The following is an 18,459-nucleotide window of genomic DNA, read 5'->3' on the forward strand; positions in this document are numbered from 1 at the left end:
CGTCCACCTGACCAGGGACCGCCAGCAATTTCAACTAAAATACGATGTTCAATTAAATGAAAATCAAAACGCCAATGCTTTGTTGATTTAAACTGGAATTTCTTTTCGTATTTAATTTCCAGATTGTCTAAAGCTTCAGTAAATTCTTCCTCTGCCTCTAAGTACTTTTGAGTAGCTTTAGGTAGCGGTCTGGATTTAGGCTTGGTTTTAGGTTCTTTTTTCCGAGTAAGCCAAAAGTATTCTGTAGAATCCATTATTCTCACCCATAAAAAAACCGCCCTAAGGCGGTGGCTAAACTCACAGGCAATATAGTATTACTTCTTAAAAGTTGCCTTATAAAGCTTTGAATTAAAGTAATCCGTAATTTCTTTACCTTCGGTTTGAATTTTTTCCTCATTTAAAGGTAAAAAATCTAATTCAGATTTCAAGCCCATATACTCTGGAATAAATTTCTTTATAGGCGGAGGTGGTTTAGGTCCACCTTCTGTGATTTTTTCGATAAATCCAGCTAACCATAAAATATACTCACCTTCTGAATTATGAGGAGGAATCAAACTCACATCTATTTTTACTTTACATTCATCTAAGTGTTTACTAAACAATTCAACAAAATCAATAAAATTATATTTTAATTTAAATTCTGTTCCCTCAATTTCTCTGCGTATACATGTCATAAGTAAGTTCATATTTTCAATACAGTCATGTGAAAACAATTCCTCATCTTTAATTTTGTTATAAATATTTTCCGCAAACATGAGACACTGTGGCATTTCAGCAGCTCCTCATTTTTATAAAGTATTTTTCTTAAGGTAGTCCTATTATAACAATGTTGCAACAAGAAATTTTCCATTTTTAGTTTAAGGAAATTTTAAAAATTATAAAAACGATTATATTCAATAAATTAGTACGAATAAAAGCTATGGAAGTTTGATTTTTCTATTGAGCTTTAAAATGGATTATTGTGTTTAAATTATCAATTTAAAAAGCTTGCCTAGTAGGCAAGCTCCCCCTTTTTTGATATTTGCGCTGATCAATAAGGTTTAGTGTTACTTAAAGCAACACACTGATAATACAGAAATAATTAAAAATAAAAAAGCCCACTTCCTATTTTTATTCAGAAATGGACTTAGCGAAAAAAACGCTTAAACATGAAATAGGAAATATCTATTCGGAAATATTTCCAACTTCATATTGGCATAATATTTAAGCACTAGCAATAGGGATTGAATTAAAAATATCAAATATTCATATTTAAATAGATAAAGATTTCTTTTTTTAAATGGTTTTATTTTTAGTCTATATAATTTTTTTACTTATCAAGACTTATAAAGAATATGTGCCCATCAATAGGTAATACTTAATAAGGTCTTATGTGTAGTAACCATTAGGCTCTAGAGAGTAAGAACTCAAACTGACTAAAAATAAAAAATAATTAATTTTCAATATTAATGATCATATACTGCAAAGTTATGTATATTCCAACTTCTCCATTGTTGAGTGCCTCATATAAGTCTTCATCAACGAAATCTCCAGATTCATCATATAGCCATTTATGAATTTGAATAATTTGTATATTCCCTTTTTTGTCTATTCTTGCTATTGGGTCTATTACGGAACGAACTATCACCTTCTTCTTCGTCTCAACATCAAGCAATGTGATAATTGTCATTTTAAAATCCTTATAAATATCCTGTATAACAACTACGCTCAATCAATAAAGATTTTTATATTTAAATTACTCAAATAGCAATCTTTTCAATCTAAAAAATAAATAAAAAACACTTTAATAGTATGTGCCTATTAGAAAAGGTACCTTAAATATTCTACTAGCAATAAAAAACCGCTTTAAGGGCGGTTCATATTATTCATCAATCTGATCATGCAGTTTTTTGATAAACTCTATAAGCTTTTCTTTACTTGCATCATTAATTGCAACTAAACCAGTACTTGCTGCATTATTTAAAACCGCTACTGTTATATCGCTTTTCGCTTTGATTTTCGCACTTTCAACCACCGCATCATATTCAATATTATTCATTACCATTTGTTAGTTTCTCATTTTATAAAGTGAGAGACATTAATAATATGAAATCAGCAACTATTCAAGCACCTACTTAAGATCATCAGGCGTTTCCAAATAACACCCGTTTTTATTACAGAAAGCATGAATGTCGTTTAAGTATTCGGTTAATTGAACTGTACTTGCGTCTGTAGTGCTCATTAGCTCACATAGGCCACTTGCTACATCTTGGTAGAGAGGATGCTTAGAATCTTTCAACTCTCTTACAGCCTTGAATGTTTTCTTGTATTGGCCAACGTCATCGCAATCATAGATTTTTGCTAAGAAGTTTTTCTTAAAGAACAGATGCTCGTAATCTTTATCTTTACCTTGACGTTTAGCCCATTGATTAAGCCACATCCAGTACAAACGGTTTTGAGCCTTCGAACGATCTTTCTCTTGTGGTGCGATCAATACAACTAACGGCTTCCCTTCATTCGCTGCCTTAGCATGATTCACATTAAGAAAGTTAGTTACTGGTGAAATGTCGCAATAAAAAACCACCCGTGGGTGGCTTGATTTTTTTTGATAAATTAATCAACAGCTCAAAAATGGGTAACTGTCAGATCGAGTTTGGACTACAACACTTTAGCTCATCGATTTACCAAAGCGCTAATCTTCACACTATTGTTTAAAATCCAGTAATCAAACTGTGATGCTAAAACTTTTAAATTCCCCTTTTTAAGCTGCTTAGGCTATTTTAACCAAAGTTCATCTTCTTGCATGATTTTTAACATTAAATTAAATATAACCAGTAGAGTAACATTTTTTTTATTATGGCCAACAACTCTTTGAAAACTAAATTTAACTGTTCTCTCAAGCACTTCCAGATTGACTGGATAATTCTGTTTGTCTAAATTTAGGTGATCTCCAATAATTGGCTCTATACCAGCAATAAAATTAGCAATTTGTTGCTCATCATCTTTCTTTATGCATTGAAAATGTAGAAAGTTTTTACGTAATTTTCCAAATAATAATAATACCTTAAGTGCATTGACCACGTTCAACTCTTTAGGTATATCTTTCCCCTTATCATGTTGGTTATGCAAATCAAGGAGAGGAATTATTTCATCAGAACGTTTCAGTTTCTTAGCTTTGTCGTAAAGCTCATCAAACCAACCCCCATCTAAATTTTTATTACTAACATATTTCGTTTTTAAATTAAAATTTTTGGGGTCCATCCATTTAGTGCTCATAAATTGACATCGCTGCATCCATTCTTGTGCTTGAATATCTTCGCTTGAACGGCCATCTCTTAAACTTATCAAACGTTGAAAAGGCGTCAGAGTACTCTTCTCGATACTAAACTTCTTTTCTTGTCGACCAGCAATCATAACTGGCTGTGTTTGCTGATAAGAGTTAAACCATTTCTGCTGCTGAGTATAACGATTTAAGTTTATGTACTCTGTACTTGAATTCACTGGACCAAAACACTGTTCTAGGACTTTTTTTGAAATGATACACGGCGAATTGTAAATTCGATCGACTGCTAATAAATCCAAAACATGAAGATAATTTGAAGCCGTTTGTTCAATACTGCTATGCCCCATCCAAGAGGCAAGCACCTGCCATTTATGTTGAATAATCTCTTCATGAGCACGTGCTTTAACACCAAACAATAAATCACGCATCTTTTTTGCTTTTACCCAAGGACAATCTGTATATGTTTTAATCATTTCTTTTGAGCCCAGCAAAGTTATTGCTAGATAGTTAGCAGCACTGTGGCGCAACGTATGAAAACTAAAGCCATGATGCATACCTAATATTTGGTTAAACAACTCTACTGTAATTTTGCTGATACATTGATCAGTTAATACACGATGATTAACACTAAAAAGTAGATCATCCTGCTGATTAAACAAATATTGTTCATAACGATGTTGTATGTAATGTTGTACTACTAAAAACTCATGTTCTGACAAGGCAATTTTCAATGGTATTTGACGATTTGCACTTTGCGTTTTCAGACGGCGATATGAATTGTTCTGAATATGAAGCGTGATATTATTAAAAGCTGTATTTTCTTTATAAAGTAACTCTGGGCAAATAATATCTTGTATTTTAAGACAACGAACTTCATTTAATCGGAGTCCAGTTCTATAACTCAGTAAATACATCAGCTTTAAACAACTCAGATGATCGACCCACTCTGATGCCGTTGGCTCTTGACTTAAATGTTCTAGTTTTTCCAATAGCTTGCCAAATAACAAAGGGCTTACTAGGCGTGCATTGCAAATTTGTAAATGTTTAAAACTTGAATTCTGTAACACCAATACCTCTGGTGCATTAAAATTATCTATACAAAATTGATGAAAATCTTTTAGGCGACCAAAACGGTATTCTGCTGTTTGGTGCATCTTACGAGAGGTTTTTCCTTTAACAGCTTCACGTTGAGTTGCTTGTGCATCTCGTTCACTGCTATATTTCAACAACTGTCGATATAAATCTTCATAATCATCAATGGATTGTTGCTTTAAATCCAATTTATTAAGCCAAATTTCAAATATAAATTCTTTAGCAAATGATCCTAAGTAGCTTTCAATAGTTGATAATTGAAGCCCTCTTTTTTTTAAATGCACTAACCAGTGAATTAAGCGTAATTGGGCTTCAATTAAAGACTTTTCTTCCGTATTTGCATCACGCATCTTCTCCTCTAACACCCTTCTGATTTCTTGCCAAAAACGTAGCGTGCGTTCTTCTTTATTCCTCTTTTTATCTAAGCGCTCAACTTTTTGACCTTTACGTTTCTTTTGATCAAACAACATCAACTCATACGGAATCGTTTGTAATTTGCTTTGAGCTGTCAGAACTTCAGGATGTAACTGCTCTTGTTCAAAATGAATAGGGCTATTCTCTAGTTCCATGACTTGATTACGTTCATTACTCCATAGCAATCTAAATTCGGATGGCCGTAAGGCGACAGTATTAATCTCTTGCTGAAGTACATTACTTAAAAATATATCTAGGCTAAGGTTTGGATTAAATTCAAGTACCATTTGCACATCATTAAATGCACGAAATCCACGGCGTTTAATTTGATATTGCAGATAGCCCAAACTTTTGTTTCGTCCCATGCGACTCAAGCTTTCCAGAATACAATCTTCAATTGATTGTTGCAGACGATATTCTTTATGAGTAGCTTTCAACTTTTTTAAATATTGCAAGATGAACTGAGCATATGAGTTAAAAAAAACATGCTTCCATTGGTACAACTTTCTCTGTTCTACATCGTTGCCATATTGAGAGTTTTCAACACGATAATGTAGTAACAATGGATTAGTGATTTTTTTGTAGTCCGAATGGTATAACCGAAAACAATTCAGATCTGTACCAAGCTCAACGGCCTCCTGCAATTGCTGCTGAATAGCAACCAGATGCTGTTCATCTGCACAGCCTGAAATATATATAAAACTTAAGCATAAATCCCCCCACAAATATTTAGGGTCATCCCAATATCCAAGTGAATCTTTCCAATATGCTTTCAAAGCGTTGAGTACCTGGGCATGTAACTGCCCTTGTTTTAACCGTGACTCCGTACTCTCAATTTTTCTAGGCAGTACGATCCGTTTAGTATGTGGATTTAGCCTAATTCTGTATGATTTTTTATCTACATTCTGGTTGAATTGCCTTCTTCTTTTATTAAATTCATCTTCAGTAAATTGCATCAGTTTAGATTGTTCATCTCGGCTCAATTTTTGACTCAAACAATCAATACTATCTTTAATGTCATGCCATTTTTCGGCGATCTGCTGATCAAGTTTTTGCTGCATGTCTTGCGTCAATACTTCAGGTAAAGAAGGCTGTCTTTCTTGCGACTTTTTCACCAATTTCTGAATATCAACAAATAGACCGTCTAGTTGTGGTTTTATTAGTTCTTTGATTTTTTGCATACAACTATTTTCGCTCTAAGTGTTTAATCGATAAAGATTTGACATTATCTTGCAATTGCTGGCGGGCTTGCTGTACATAGACATTCGGAATAAGTGAAGAATACGGATGAAAAGCCTCTCGGTCACGTTGGTCATGACCATAAAGAGCCTGAATTAAATGGAATGCTAAAGCAGTTTTTTTTTCTTCTTTTTCTTCTGCATACATCAAAAAATTCATATCAAAATGACGTAACCAATTCGAATACATATTCTTTGGAAAGATTCCTTCCATATATAAATTTACCCAGTTTCGAGATAAAGGGATTAACTTAACTTTCCTGCTCTGCCACTCTTTGACAGTTATCGGCAAGATATCTTTACTATCAATGACCTTTCCGAATAAGTCATTGAGCGCAATTTTTTTCTTTGCAAATACTTGTTTTAAAAGTGGGCTATACAGTTCAATTATTTGTTTTAAAAATACAGTGTAATTTTGCAGTGCTTTTAAGAAGAAATCGGATAGCGGGATAAATCGTCCATCCTTTCTTACCTTGCTATTCTTTTTATCGTTTACATATAGAATTTTAAGCTCAAAACAATAATCTTCCAAATTCCCCAACAGATTTTTATTAGGCCGTCTGGCCATGCTTAGCAAGCTAACATGCCACATCCAACACGCGTATGCATTCAATTGATTAATGATATGTTGATCTTTTTGAATATTTTCTTGGCAATGTCTATGTAAAAAAGCAAATTGCTCTTTCACAAAACTGGGTTCAAGTGCCAGTTGACTCCCTACCCTCCCTTTAGATGCAGATTGCACTTTGAATTGTTGTTGTAATATTTTGAGTTCAGCCGTGTCTTCTGTAAGTTCCTTAGAATGTGGTGTAAGTGCTGATTCTAAAAAAGCTAAATAGCTGCTATCAAGCTGAGCTTTGGGAAGTCCTCCGTAATAAATACCTGGCACATTATGCTTGATATCCCGCCTCGCAATCACATGAGTAAGATATTCATTATAGGTTTCATAATATATATGAAAATATAATTGGGCCTGAAGTTTTTCAACGGTGATAGTACCCACAAACTGATTAGCAAACCACTTCTTAAGTTCGGAATTAATATCTCCTGAAGAGATCTTTGGATTCGATGCTTGTTCTATGTAGTCAAACCATGCCGCCGGTAGATGTAGTTGGTGAGTCATCTCTTCATTCCAACGCACAGGCTTTAAACTCTTAATTTTCTGCTCGGTAACTTTCAAATTTAAATTAAGTAAATATTCCCGTCGTTTTCTTGAACCATTCTGGATCAAAACACCATCTTGTATGAGCTCGTTAAAATCCATCAGTGCTATGGGAGATAATCCAGTCAAAAGTGACAATAAACATGCGGCAGCGATTGCAGCATTATCCCAGTCCGCATTTAACTCAGTTCTCAACACATAAACAATTTGCTTCAGTACATCTGGTGCTAAATAATGAGGATTTGTAATAAATGGCACATGACGGCGTTGGCGATGCCGCGTGTAATACGCAGTATAATCACTAATTAAATGATTAAAATTTTTAGTTTTTTCATCTTCTGAGTATAATTCTACTTCAATGTCCAATAACTCAATTTCACCATCTTCATCTTTGTGAAGAGAGGCATCATAAAAACTGATCTTTGCGTTATGTCCGATATCTTCATACTTACCAGATTTTATTTCACGAAATTTTTTGAGTTCAATTTTAGTTGGCCATTTCAAAACTTTGCTTTTTTTTGACTTACGCTGACGATGAACAACACGACGATCATCAAGTCTTTTAAAAATTATTAATAGAGCCGATAAATACTCTATGACTTGTACTTTTTTGAAATTTTTAATATTAAAAAGTTGATTACGATCCTCTTTTTTCAAATTACGTTCGTACGTGACATAACAATTTAGCAGCTTACTACATTCATGAAATAATTCAGCATTATTAGAATCCAGCACATATCGTGAGACATAGCGTAGGAGGTCACAAACATGTTTTTGCTTATTCTCAGCTTTAGCAATTTTTGCAAATTCTTGATACTGCCGATATGTTAAAAAACTCGCTTGTAGAATCAAATAACGTTGCGATGACAGCTCTTGTGTATTACTAGTATCTGGACATGCAAAATAACTTAAAGAAGCTAGAAAATAATATTTACCTAATTGTCTAGAGCTAGATATATAGCCATATATCTGTTGCGCTTCCTTATATAGAGCGTGGGCTTTTTCACGTAAATCATCTGATAGATCGACAAATTGTGTATTCACAACATCATCATGTAATAGACAATAATCTTGTTTAAATTTTTCTGCTAAATCTAAGAATTGCTCTTCTGTTTTAATCTTTGGCATATTCGCTTTCGCTTAATTTTTTATCAAATTGCATTGGTTAAATTCATTACGATCTGAACAATTTTGTAAAAGTTGATCTTTGATTGGACTTTTTGTCAGCTTAAAAAATCTAGCAAAAAATTTAGCATCTAGCTCTTTCTGAGCTTTTCTCTCAAAGCATAAGTGTTGCTGTGATTTTTCGATAAAATCATCAAGATTATGTATCAACTGTAAGATTGCAACATAATTAGAATGTACACGTAAGCATGGCTCCGTTTGCATTAATAGCAATATTTTTTGCCAAATTTTCACATAGATTATTTTGAACTTTGCTTGTACTACTACTTTCTGACTCTGTTTAATCTTTTTGATTTTCAGTAGTTCTGAGTTAATTTTTACTATCTTAAATTGAACATTTTGTCGCTCAAAGCAAAAGGGCATGATAAATTGCCCCATAAATATCTCTATATTTTTTACTAAGTAGTCAAATTTTAACATTTTTATCGATATAAAAAATGAGCATATCTTTTTATATGAAAATACATTTAATCTATCAACTAAATTTTCTCAAAATTACAATTATCAACAAATACATATGGTTTACTTATCATGGGTCGCCTAAATTTTAAAAATTCTTCCACTTTTTTTTAGTTTTCTGTTATTACATGAAACAATACCGTTGTATTACATTTTGAAATGCTTTGTATGCAGCATTGATCAAAAAGATTCTCTGCTATACTTACTTCACGTGTAGCATCAATGGAGTTTCGAATTGCTCAGAACCACTGAACAGAAAAAAATATATTCAAGCGACACGTGTGCAAAACTATCAAGCCAGCCTAAAGCTTGAAGGCATTACAACGACAGCTCAAACAACTCAACAAAGTAAAGCTGAAATCTTGCAAAAATATAAGAAGTATTCGCAACCCGAAACGTTAGTCAGGTACATGTATGGGGAAATGGGTGACAGCCTGTATTGTTACCCTGGCACAAATATCCTAAAGAACAAACTCAATATTCGTGATGAACAAATTTTAGAACAAGCTGAACTAGCACTGTCTGGATTGGCAAGTAACTTAATTGAATATGCTGAACCACCTTACGACTTACAATACTTAAAAATTAATTCATGCGCAGCTCTCTGGCGACTTATACGACTGGGCAGGAAAGTTAAGACAAATCGTATTTCCAAAGGTGACACCCGTTTTTGTAATTTTTTCCCGTATTGAAATTGAAACCAATAAATTACTTAAATCAATTCAAGAAAAAAAAGTACTTTCAAGGCTTAGCACCGCAACAACTAATTCCTCAACTTGCCGACTTGTATTGTGAGCTTAATGTCATACACCCATTCCGTGAAGGTAATGGACGTACACAACGGATTTTCTTTGAGCATCTGATTGCTCATTGTGGTTATGGTATTGATTGGTCTCGCATTGACTCTCAACAACAATGGATTCAAGCCAATATTGAAGGTTTTTATGGTAATTTAAATCCATTAATTCAGATTTTTGAAATATGCTTTATTCAAAATACCTAAAATTTAAGTAGTCAGAGCCCACAATCCTTAATGAGCCATCATCTTTGCTTCAATCCACTGATTAATTTCCCAAATAAACCAACAAACACGATTCTTAAAAATCTTAATACTCTTCGGGTAATTTAGGATCGTAATATGCAGATTACTTATCCAGAATTGAATAGATCGTTAACTTAGATAGACCTTTAAGCAATGTAACTTGCCGCATTTTTATCAACATATGTCTCAAAAAAGTTCGCCTATACATAAATTTATGGTGTTTAGTGATTAATCAATGTCTGATGACCTGAATGGATGTTACAGATTACATGCAAGTGAATTGATCTATGGCTATTTTATGGCTTTTGTGTAATCCAATCCATTTGATCCGAATGTTCTCTTTTGCAATAAAGCAGCCTCTTCTGCTTTTCTTGAACCAACGAACAATGCCATTGATTTGATTCAATTGGCAACGGTGATGCTGAATCACATCTCCAAAGAAGGGATTAAATGCAAGAAATGTGGTAAGTAAAAATAGGGGATGGAAGTTATTATCCGTCTAATTGGAACCAGCCCATGAGTGGAGATCAGTTGAGTAAGTATCATTTTAAGTGAATAAGAGAAGGATGGCTCACCTCACTTCTCCAAATAACAACGCTATACTTTTCAACCCAGGTTAGATATTGGCAACTACATTTCATTCTTCATCATGCTGGTCTTATAGCATGTAGACAATCACTACATCATTTGCATTCAATGCTCAATACAGCCTGTCAGCAGAACCGCAGCGATATTTTTTCCTGCATACATGTAGTGTTTAAATCCATTCATTTTTCAATGATCCCCTACCGTTTATCACATTTATGGTCAATCTTTAACCTTGTGAAAAATGCACATACCGATATCTTCAAACTGTCAAATTTATGGATACATGACATTTAAAGAAATTATCCGATCAATTTTTTAGATAAAACTCATCAAGAAAAAAGTTATTATTATTCATAACTTCACTAACAACCACATAAAAACAATAATTTAATAAATTATTCTTCCAATTTTTTTAGATTTAGTGTTATTACCCTAAATCCATGCTTAGCTCATTCTATTACATAAATGATTTAGAAGTATCCACGATATAAATTGCTTGCCCCCACACCTCTGCCCCTCTCATGCCCAAAAAATTTACACTAAAAGGCAGATTAAGCCCGTACGAGTTACATATCGCCGCATGCTATGTTGAAAGCATTTAAGAAAAAATCCTCAATATTTATAAGATTTTTAAAATATGAACTACTTTTCGAAGAACCCTTTCTAAGTAATGTGACCAAAAAGGAAAAATGAAAATACTGTGATTTCCTTATCAACAATCAGTCAAAGTACATCCTGATGAATTTCTGTAACCGATACCCAAGGACCAAACCTACCTTCCGAAGTGCTGTGCAACAAAGCCCTCCTCAACCACACTATAGCTATAAATTAATTCCATTATTTTGTGGTTTAATTAAATTATTAAAGTTTAAGACCCAATTTAATGGATTTATATTTCACTAAACCCGAAGAAGTCGTGACGCTTTTAGGTGAGCGTTTACGTAAGCAACGACTCTTTTTGGAGATGTCTCAAGCTGAGGTTGCAGCACGCGCTGGTGTCGGCGTGAATACGGTTTCGAATCTTGAAGCGGCACGAAATGTATCTGTTGAAAATTTAGTCCGTATTGCAATGGTCTTGGGTCGATTAAACAAACTTCAGGAGCTGTTTCAACCTCAGCTTAACAGTGTAAAAGATATTCTACGCTATGAAAGTCAAAGTAAGCACCAGCGTATTAAGAGGAAGGGATAATGCTCAACAGTCTTAATGTTTATTACAATGGTTGGGGCGAATCATGGTTATGGGGAACGCTGATTAGTTCAACAGCCACCACAGGTAGACCCACTATTGCTTTTGAATATAGTCCAGAAGCAATACAGCGAGGTGTTCAGCTCTCTTCTTATTTACTCCCTTTAAAAGGTCTACCACTGAGACAGGGTTTTCCTACTTATCAAATGGGATTACCTGGTCCAGTCTATGATGCTTTGCCGGATGGTTGGGGCATGTTATTAATGGATCGATATTTTCGAAAAATTGGACTGCATCCGGCACGAATCAGCCCTTTGGAACGTCTAACTTATATTAGCACCCATGCAATGGGTGCTCTCTCCTTTGAACCCTGTGTCGCAGAGATGCAAACTTCAGAGAATATTCCCCTGCCGCAATTGGCACAGGAAGTCCAAGAAGTCCTCAAAGGAGAAGGTGGCGAATTTTTTACAACATTTGCTGGTCATGGGTGGCTCCCCCCAAGGTGCCAGATCCAAAGCATTGGTTTACCGAAATCCTGTCAATTTTGAGTTTTCGACGCAAGCTTCTGATCAAAATGAAGCCTGGCTGATTAAGTTTCCTGCTCAGCAAGAGTATCCTGAAGTCTGCGCCATTGAAGCCGTCTATGCAAAATGTTTGCGACTTTGTGCAATCGAGACTCCAGACACCCATTTTTTTAATTTGCCCAATGGTTTAATGGCTTTTGCTTCTAAACGATTCGACCGTCAAAATGGCATGCGGATTCCAATGCAGAGTTTGGCTGCATATACCGGAGCAGACTATAAAGTTCCAGGTAGCCTAGACTATCGCAATTTTCTTCGGGCAACCTTGATGTGTACGCAAGATGTGCGGAAAGGCTGCATACTTTTAAACGTGCTGTGTTTAATGTACTTTTCAATAATCGGGATGACCATACCAAGAATTTTTCTTTTCTCATGGCAAAAAATGGTCAATGGAAATTGGCTCCAGCCTATGATGTGACCTTCTGTGAAGGTCCAGGTGGTTATCATCAAATGGACATTATGGGAGAAGCGCTCAATATTTCTCGAAATGACATACATAAACTCGGTACTTCAGAAGCGAATCTGACTACTCTAGAAGTCGATGAGATCATCTTGGCCATGCATGAAATTGCACTTCAATTTAGTCAAATTGCGCAACGCCTGTATCCTCATCAAATTCGAGAATCTACCCTAGAGATGATTCAATCACGAATTCAACAAAATATTGATTTTTTAACTGAAACCTAAGCGTAAATATAAACTAAGCGCCAACCATCAACTTATAGTTAGTCGCTACATAATCTGTAGAACCTGTGAATTAGCTCGCTTTATAATCACGAATATTAGATGGATCACCGCCAAGATACGTTCTGCAAGCGTGAAATCACTACATCCAGATCGAAAATCGCTAAGAAAAAACTATCACCAAAAAAAAGGTCTGCACTATGGATAGATACAGACCAAACTCTGGATAACTACCAGCACGAGAAATATGTCGCAATTTTGCATAGACATGAATTTGATAAAATCAGCCCAGAAAGCCAGAAATTCATAAAAACTATTTCATCAATCCCCTATAACTTAATCACGTTCATGGTCGATCTTAAATCTTGCGAAAAGTACTCATGCTGACCTAGCCAAACTGTAAAACTCATGTATTCATAGCCTTTAAATGAATCTTTCAATCGTTATATTTAAGGTAAAAACTAGTAATCAGAAGTTATTATCATCCCCATATAAAACAAACATCAGATTAAAAATAATAACTTTGTAAATTATTTATTCCATTTTTTTATATTTAGTGTTATCTTTCCTAACTTCATCTGGGAGAGTTGAGTTTGATCATAGACCATTCGATAGCCTGCTTGTTGCATTTCTGCGATCAAATTCCGTTGGTCTATCCGTTCTCCCCCTTGATCTTTCGGCAGAAATTGACGCTTACCCCCGCCTAGAATCACATCAACCCCATCTTTTAATTTGACGTTATAACGCTGATAGATATCACCTTGCGAACTTGGTACTAATTGGGATGCTATGTCATTTTCAGCATCACGATGACAAATATGAGCATAAGTCGATGCTGGTGTAGCATGCGTAATGCGAGTTGTTGTGACTACCCCTGTACCCCAACCTCGTGCTTTGGCCAATTCGAGTAAAGTTTGGGTGTCTTGCTTATTTTGGATCTGAGGATTGGTTCCACATTGATGATTTCCGGTCTGATTTGGTTCTACTGCAATTGTTCCAGTCTGCATGGATATCACTTCATTTTTCATTTTTACACCTGTCATATAGGCACCCATCGATGGTGCGCTATCTGTAACCTGTGCAACTTCTGAGAAAGTACGAACAAATGCTGACTCTGGCAGTTGATCTATTGGCAGTTGGCAATCTTCACCAACAGCATAAATTCGTACAGCTGTTAGTGTCGTGATACCCATTCCATCTCCCAAGAAAAAAACCACACGTTGAGGCTGTTTTGATGGTTGTACTGAAGTAGAAGTTGATTGAACTAAAGCAGGACTTTGACAGCCCGTCAAAATAACTGTGCCCAAACTACACCATGCCAAACTTATTAATTTTTTATTAAATTTTTTCTTATGCCAAAGGCTTTGTTGCACAAACCTATCTCTAAAGGCTTATTCCACAATATAATTTTGAGATGAATAAGCCTACACCTAAAATCTACCGTACAACCAATTGGCCCACATACAACCGAGCTCTCATTAATCGTGGGAATATTGCCATTTGGTTTGATCCCAAAACACAATGGTATGCTCAACCAAAAAGCCAACATGGTCGAAATCAAACTTATTCCGATACAGCCATCCAATGCTGCTTAATGATTAAATCCATATTTCGTCTTTCTCTACGCATGGTCACTGGCTTTGTACAAAGCCTGATTAAACTTTGCGGATTAGATTGGACAGCGCCAGACTATACGACGCTTTGCAGAAGACAAAAACATATTGATATTGCGATTAGCTACCAAAAAAGTAGCAATGGTCTACATCTACTCGTAGATTCAACTGGTTTAAAGTTTTTGGGCGAAGGTGAATGGAAACGGAAGAAACATCAGCCTGAATATCGTCGACAATGGCGTAAGCTTCACATTGGTATAGATGCTGAAACGCTGCAAATACGTGCAGTTCAGCTCACAACGAACAATATCAGTGATTCACAGGTGCTCGGTGATTTACTTGGTCAAATACCACTTGATGAGCGAGTAGATTCTGTCTATACCGATGGAGCCTATGACACTAAATGCTGCAGACGAGTGATCTCAGATCGTCAAGCATATGCGGTGATTCCGCCAAGAAAAAATGCGAAACCGTGGAAAGATACAAAAGTTCATTCGCAAGAGAGAAATGAATTACTAAAAACAGTTAAGCGTCTAGGAAGAGCCCTTTGGAAAAAGTGGTCTGGTTATCATCGGCGAAGTTTGGTCGAAACCAAGATGCATTGCATCAAATTATTAGGCGATAAACTCTACTCAAGGAATTTTGACAGCCAAGTGAATGAGATCCATGCACGTGTAGCCGTATTAAATAAATTTACAGAATTAGGCAGACCTCATACCCAAGTTGTAACCTAAATTTTAGCAACTTAGGAAAACTTTACCTTCAAAGGCTTTATGCAACAAAGCCTATGCCAAAGCATTGCATCAACTCATCTTAGGATGGTCGAAAAATACGCTTTAAACATTCAATTTACATGACAAATTTATGAAAATATTATTATGACTACTTATATAAATTTTCCTAATTGCAAAAAATAGTGTAGCAACTTGCTACACTATTTTTTTACTTTATTTTTCTAACATTCGTTTTAGGAAAGCTTTTAATTCTTGTAAATTTTGATCATCAAATTGGCCCATTTTTAAAGATACCTTTAATGTATTATGGTCAAATTTGATATTACCAGCAACTTTCCCATCATATTCAATTTTATGTACAATTGAAGTTTGAATTACTTCTTTCGTTTCTCTTGACTTAAAGATTTTTTCAGCTAGTGATGCCAGTTTTGTCTGTTCAACTTCTTTTTTAAGCAATTTTGACCATGCTTCGAATAATGCTTCTTTAGCTTTTTCATGGTTTTCATCATGATCTGATAGAAACTTTTTCACTGCTGTAGCAGCGGTCCGTGCTAATAATGACGGCTGTTTCTCCAAATCTTCAATCAACTCTCCAGGTAATTTTTCATAAGATAAATATTTATACATATCTTCACGATTCAAACCTAATGACTTTGCTAACTTCTGCTTATTTTTTTTTAATTTTTCATCCAAAGAAGTTAATCCAACATATATTTCATAATCTGTCAGATCTTCTCGCTTTAAATTTTCAGCTAATGTTAATAAAGCAGCTTCTTCATCCGATGCATCAATAATGATTACTTCAATGGTATTCTTATTGAGAAATTGGTGGGCTTTCAATCGTCTTTCACCAGCAATCAACTCATATTTATCATTTATTCTACGAACTGCAATTGGTTGTAATAGCCCAATTTCTTCAATTGATGCTGCTAAATCTTCAATATCTTGTTGATTAAAGAGTTTTCGAGGCTGGTTAGGGCTAGCCTGAATATCTGTAATTTGTACATTACGTCTTAGCTCTTTGACATCGTTAATATGCTCCTTTTGGGCATGTTGATGCTTTTGAGTATTTTGCTGAAGACGTTTAGCCAATAGCTCTTTATTACTTACCATAGTATTTCCAGAATTATATTATCCGACACGCTGAACAATTTCTTGTGCTAAAGTTTCAAAAGCTTTTCGAACTTTTGAGTTTTTATCAACAGATAATAAAGGTCGTTGCAAAATTGCAGCTTGATTAACCTTAGTGCTCATTGGAATTGTGGTATGCAATAATTCTCCAACTTGATTAAATGCTTCATCTTTTATTAATTTACATACATTCTGACGCTCATCATGTTTAATTAATAAAGCACCTAAGAGTTCTAATTCAGGGTTAACTCTTCTAATTTTACTTAAATGATTAATTAAATCAGTAACACCATAGAGACCGTATTGTGAACCAGATTCAATTGGAACAATAACATGTGTCGAAGCGGCTAAAGCATTGCTGGTTAGTAATTTTAAGCTAGGAGGGCAATCAATAAGAATGTAGTCATATAATCCTTCTAGAATTTCCAATTTATTTGAAAGTTCCTCGGATGGTCTTGGTGCATCATCTTTCAATTGATCTTCAGTTTTACCAAGAGTTAATGAGCCATATATTAAGGAAACATTTTTAAATTTTGTTTCTTCTTCTAATGCTTCCGATAATAGACTTATATCACCAATAAGTAATTCAGCTGATGTAGTTTCAACTTCGCTAGGGTGTCTTAATCCTATATGTAAACTTGCATTTGCTTGTGGATCCAGATCAATTACTAAGACCTTATTTCCTAATTCAGCAAGCTCTGAAGCAAGATGTACTACAGTAGTTGTTTTCCCGCAACCACCTTTATGATTAGCTACAGCAATGATTTTAGTTGACATATTTGTCTTAAGGAATTTACTTTGATTTCATTTAATATAAAGATATTTGTAGCAACTTGCTACAGTTCCTTTGTCATATTTTTATCTTTTGAATTCAAAAGATGTGGGAAAAACATTTCTTAACTTTTTTAAAAAATATAGCTAGCTAATTTTAATTAGTATTAATTAGTTAATTATAATTAAACAAGTTTTATTTGTTTAAAAAACAATTAGATAGATTTTTTAAAGTGGAAGGTTTGTCACTAATAAGTGGAAGGCCTGTCACTGATAAGTGGAAGGTTTGTCACTAATAAGTGGAAGGTTTGTCACTGATAAGTGGAAGGTTTGTCACTATGGTGGAAGACTTGTCATTGTGATTTATTTTAATGTGTATTTTTTAATTTAAAACAATACAATTCAACTGCTTGTGATGTTGATAAGTTTGTTTTTATTGAAATAAAGGTGGAAGACTTGTCATTAGATGTTTTTTATTCTGTGGATAAAATATTTGTATAAAATTTAATTGATAACATGATGTTTGATAGTCAAGAATATCGGAATGGTGGAAGGCTTGTCACTTTAATGGTGGAGTATATGTTGAGTAATTCCACTTTAGTGGTGCTGTAGGCTATTCCTACTTTCAAATTGATTGCTTGAGCGACACAGATGAATTATCAAAGGTGGAAGAACTGTCACTTAAAAGTGTTTATTTTTATATTTATTCCACCATAAGGCTGAATAGTACCAAAATTGCACTTTAATAGGGCTTTGTTGCATAAAGGTTTGAAAGATAGAAGCGATCCTAATTGAGCCAAATTTAAGTGACAACTCGGGTATGTGGTCTGCCTAAGTCCGTAAATTTATTTAATACTGCCATACGTGCATGAATCTCATTGACTTGGCTTTGAAAATTTCTCGCACTGAGTTTATCCCCCAATAATTTGATGCAATGCATCTTGGTTTCAACCAAACTTCGCCGATGATAGCCTGACCATTTCTTCCAAATAGTTCTTCCTAAACGTTTAACTGTTCGAAGCAACTCATTGCGTTCTAGCGAGCTCATCTTTTTATCTTTCCATGGCTTCGCATTTTTTCTTGGTGGAATCACTGCATGTGCTTGCCGATCCGCAATGACCTGTCGGCACTGTTTGGTATCATAAGCTCCATCGGTATAGACGGAGTCAACTCTCTCATCTTGTGGAATCTGATCGAGTAAATCACCAAGTACCTGTGAATCACTCACATTGTTGGTTGTGAGCTGAACAGCGCGTATTTGTAAGGTTTTAGCATCTATACCCATATGTAATTTACGCCATTGGCGACGATATTCAG

11 protein-coding genes and 7 pseudogenes are annotated in these 18,459 nt (G+C 34.8%); 6 read left to right on the forward strand and 12 right to left on the reverse strand.

Going from position 1 to position 18,459, the window contains the following annotated elements; genetic code table 11:
- From MKL33_RS19725 to MKL33_RS19760, 8 genes and pseudogenes are all read right to left on the reverse strand, one after another.
- A pseudogene (locus MKL33_RS19725) lies at nucleotides 1-254 on the reverse strand (hypothetical protein); the annotation flags it as partial.
- 60 nt (nucleotides 255-314) lie between these two features.
- Nucleotides 315-770, reverse strand: a complete 456-nt coding sequence (locus MKL33_RS19730; protein WP_270907426.1) for a hypothetical protein — start codon at nucleotides 768-770, stop codon at nucleotides 315-317.
- 662 nt (nucleotides 771-1,432) lie between these two features.
- A complete protein-coding gene (locus MKL33_RS19735) occupies nucleotides 1,433-1,669 on the reverse strand; it encodes a hypothetical protein (protein WP_000152659.1) in 237 nt (78 codons plus the stop codon).
- A 192-nt stretch (nucleotides 1,670-1,861) separates the two neighbouring features.
- On the reverse strand, nucleotides 1,862-2,044 hold the full coding sequence (locus MKL33_RS19740; RefSeq protein WP_004795942.1) for a hypothetical protein: 183 nt from the start codon (nucleotides 2,042-2,044) through the stop codon (nucleotides 1,862-1,864).
- Nucleotides 2,045-2,110: 66 nt separating this feature from the next.
- Nucleotides 2,111-2,563 (reverse strand): hypothetical protein, encoded by a 453-nt coding sequence (locus tag MKL33_RS19745; RefSeq protein WP_005071567.1) that lies wholly within the window; start codon nucleotides 2,561-2,563, stop codon nucleotides 2,111-2,113.
- A 191-nt stretch (nucleotides 2,564-2,754) separates the two neighbouring features.
- The gene (locus MKL33_RS19750; RefSeq protein WP_270907596.1) at nucleotides 2,755-5,949 is read right to left on the reverse strand and encodes a site-specific integrase; all 3,195 of its coding nucleotides are present in this window, start codon (nucleotides 5,947-5,949) and stop codon (nucleotides 2,755-2,757) included.
- A gap of 4 nt (nucleotides 5,950-5,953) precedes the next feature.
- The gene (locus MKL33_RS19755; RefSeq protein WP_130120055.1) at nucleotides 5,954-8,296 is read right to left on the reverse strand and encodes a hypothetical protein; all 2,343 of its coding nucleotides are present in this window, start codon (nucleotides 8,294-8,296) and stop codon (nucleotides 5,954-5,956) included.
- Between the two features lie 12 nt (nucleotides 8,297-8,308).
- Nucleotides 8,309-8,773 carry a hypothetical protein gene (locus MKL33_RS19760; RefSeq protein ID WP_170318196.1) on the reverse strand — a complete coding sequence of 155 codons (465 nt, stop codon included), beginning with the start codon at nucleotides 8,771-8,773 and terminating at the stop codon, nucleotides 8,309-8,311.
- 274 nt (nucleotides 8,774-9,047) lie between these two features.
- Here MKL33_RS19760 and MKL33_RS19765 point away from each other — a divergent pair.
- The 5 genes and pseudogenes from MKL33_RS19765 to MKL33_RS19780 form a co-directional block, all read left to right on the forward strand.
- Nucleotides 9,048-9,210: pseudogene (locus MKL33_RS19765) on the forward strand (YhfG family protein); the annotation flags it as partial.
- A 12-nt stretch (nucleotides 9,211-9,222) separates the two neighbouring features.
- Nucleotides 9,223-9,815: pseudogene (locus MKL33_RS19770) on the forward strand (putative adenosine monophosphate-protein transferase Fic).
- A gap of 337 nt (nucleotides 9,816-10,152) precedes the next feature.
- Nucleotides 10,153-10,409, forward strand: a pseudogene (locus tag MKL33_RS20650) (hypothetical protein).
- Between the two features lie 916 nt (nucleotides 10,410-11,325).
- Nucleotides 11,326-11,631: a helix-turn-helix domain-containing protein gene (locus MKL33_RS19775; protein WP_005130167.1), complete on the forward strand. Its 306-nt coding sequence runs from the start codon at nucleotides 11,326-11,328 to the stop codon at nucleotides 11,629-11,631.
- A pseudogene (locus tag MKL33_RS19780) lies at nucleotides 11,631-12,896 on the forward strand (type II toxin-antitoxin system HipA family toxin). Before MKL33_RS19775 ends, MKL33_RS19780 begins: the two are co-directional and overlap by 1 nt.
- A 560-nt stretch (nucleotides 12,897-13,456) precedes the next feature.
- Here the strand turns inward: MKL33_RS19780 and MKL33_RS19785 are convergent.
- A pseudogene (locus tag MKL33_RS19785) lies at nucleotides 13,457-14,086 on the reverse strand (alkaline phosphatase); the annotation flags it as partial.
- Nucleotides 14,087-14,307: 221 nt separating this feature from the next.
- Here MKL33_RS19785 and MKL33_RS19790 point away from each other — a divergent pair.
- The gene (locus MKL33_RS19790; protein ID WP_001040033.1) at nucleotides 14,308-15,240 is read left to right on the forward strand and encodes an IS5 family transposase; all 933 of its coding nucleotides are present in this window, start codon (nucleotides 14,308-14,310) and stop codon (nucleotides 15,238-15,240) included.
- 213 nt (nucleotides 15,241-15,453) lie between these two features.
- On the opposite strand, the gene MKL33_RS19795 is transcribed toward MKL33_RS19790, so the two are convergent.
- The 3 genes and pseudogenes from MKL33_RS19795 to MKL33_RS19805 form a co-directional block, all read right to left on the reverse strand.
- Nucleotides 15,454-16,353, reverse strand: a complete 900-nt coding sequence (locus tag MKL33_RS19795) for a ParB/RepB/Spo0J family partition protein (RefSeq protein ID WP_005130172.1) — start codon at nucleotides 16,351-16,353, stop codon at nucleotides 15,454-15,456.
- An 18-nt stretch (nucleotides 16,354-16,371) separates the two neighbouring features.
- The gene (locus tag MKL33_RS19800; RefSeq protein WP_261488854.1) at nucleotides 16,372-17,148 is read right to left on the reverse strand and encodes a ParA family protein; all 777 of its coding nucleotides are present in this window, start codon (nucleotides 17,146-17,148) and stop codon (nucleotides 16,372-16,374) included.
- A gap of 796 nt (nucleotides 17,149-17,944) precedes the next feature.
- Nucleotides 17,945-18,459 (reverse strand): annotated as a pseudogene (locus tag MKL33_RS19805) (IS5-like element ISAba13 family transposase); the annotation flags it as partial.

The organism is Acinetobacter sp. AOR43_HL (assembly GCF_027854635.1).
Taxonomy (GTDB): Bacteria; Pseudomonadota; Gammaproteobacteria; order Pseudomonadales; family Moraxellaceae; genus Acinetobacter; species Acinetobacter pittii.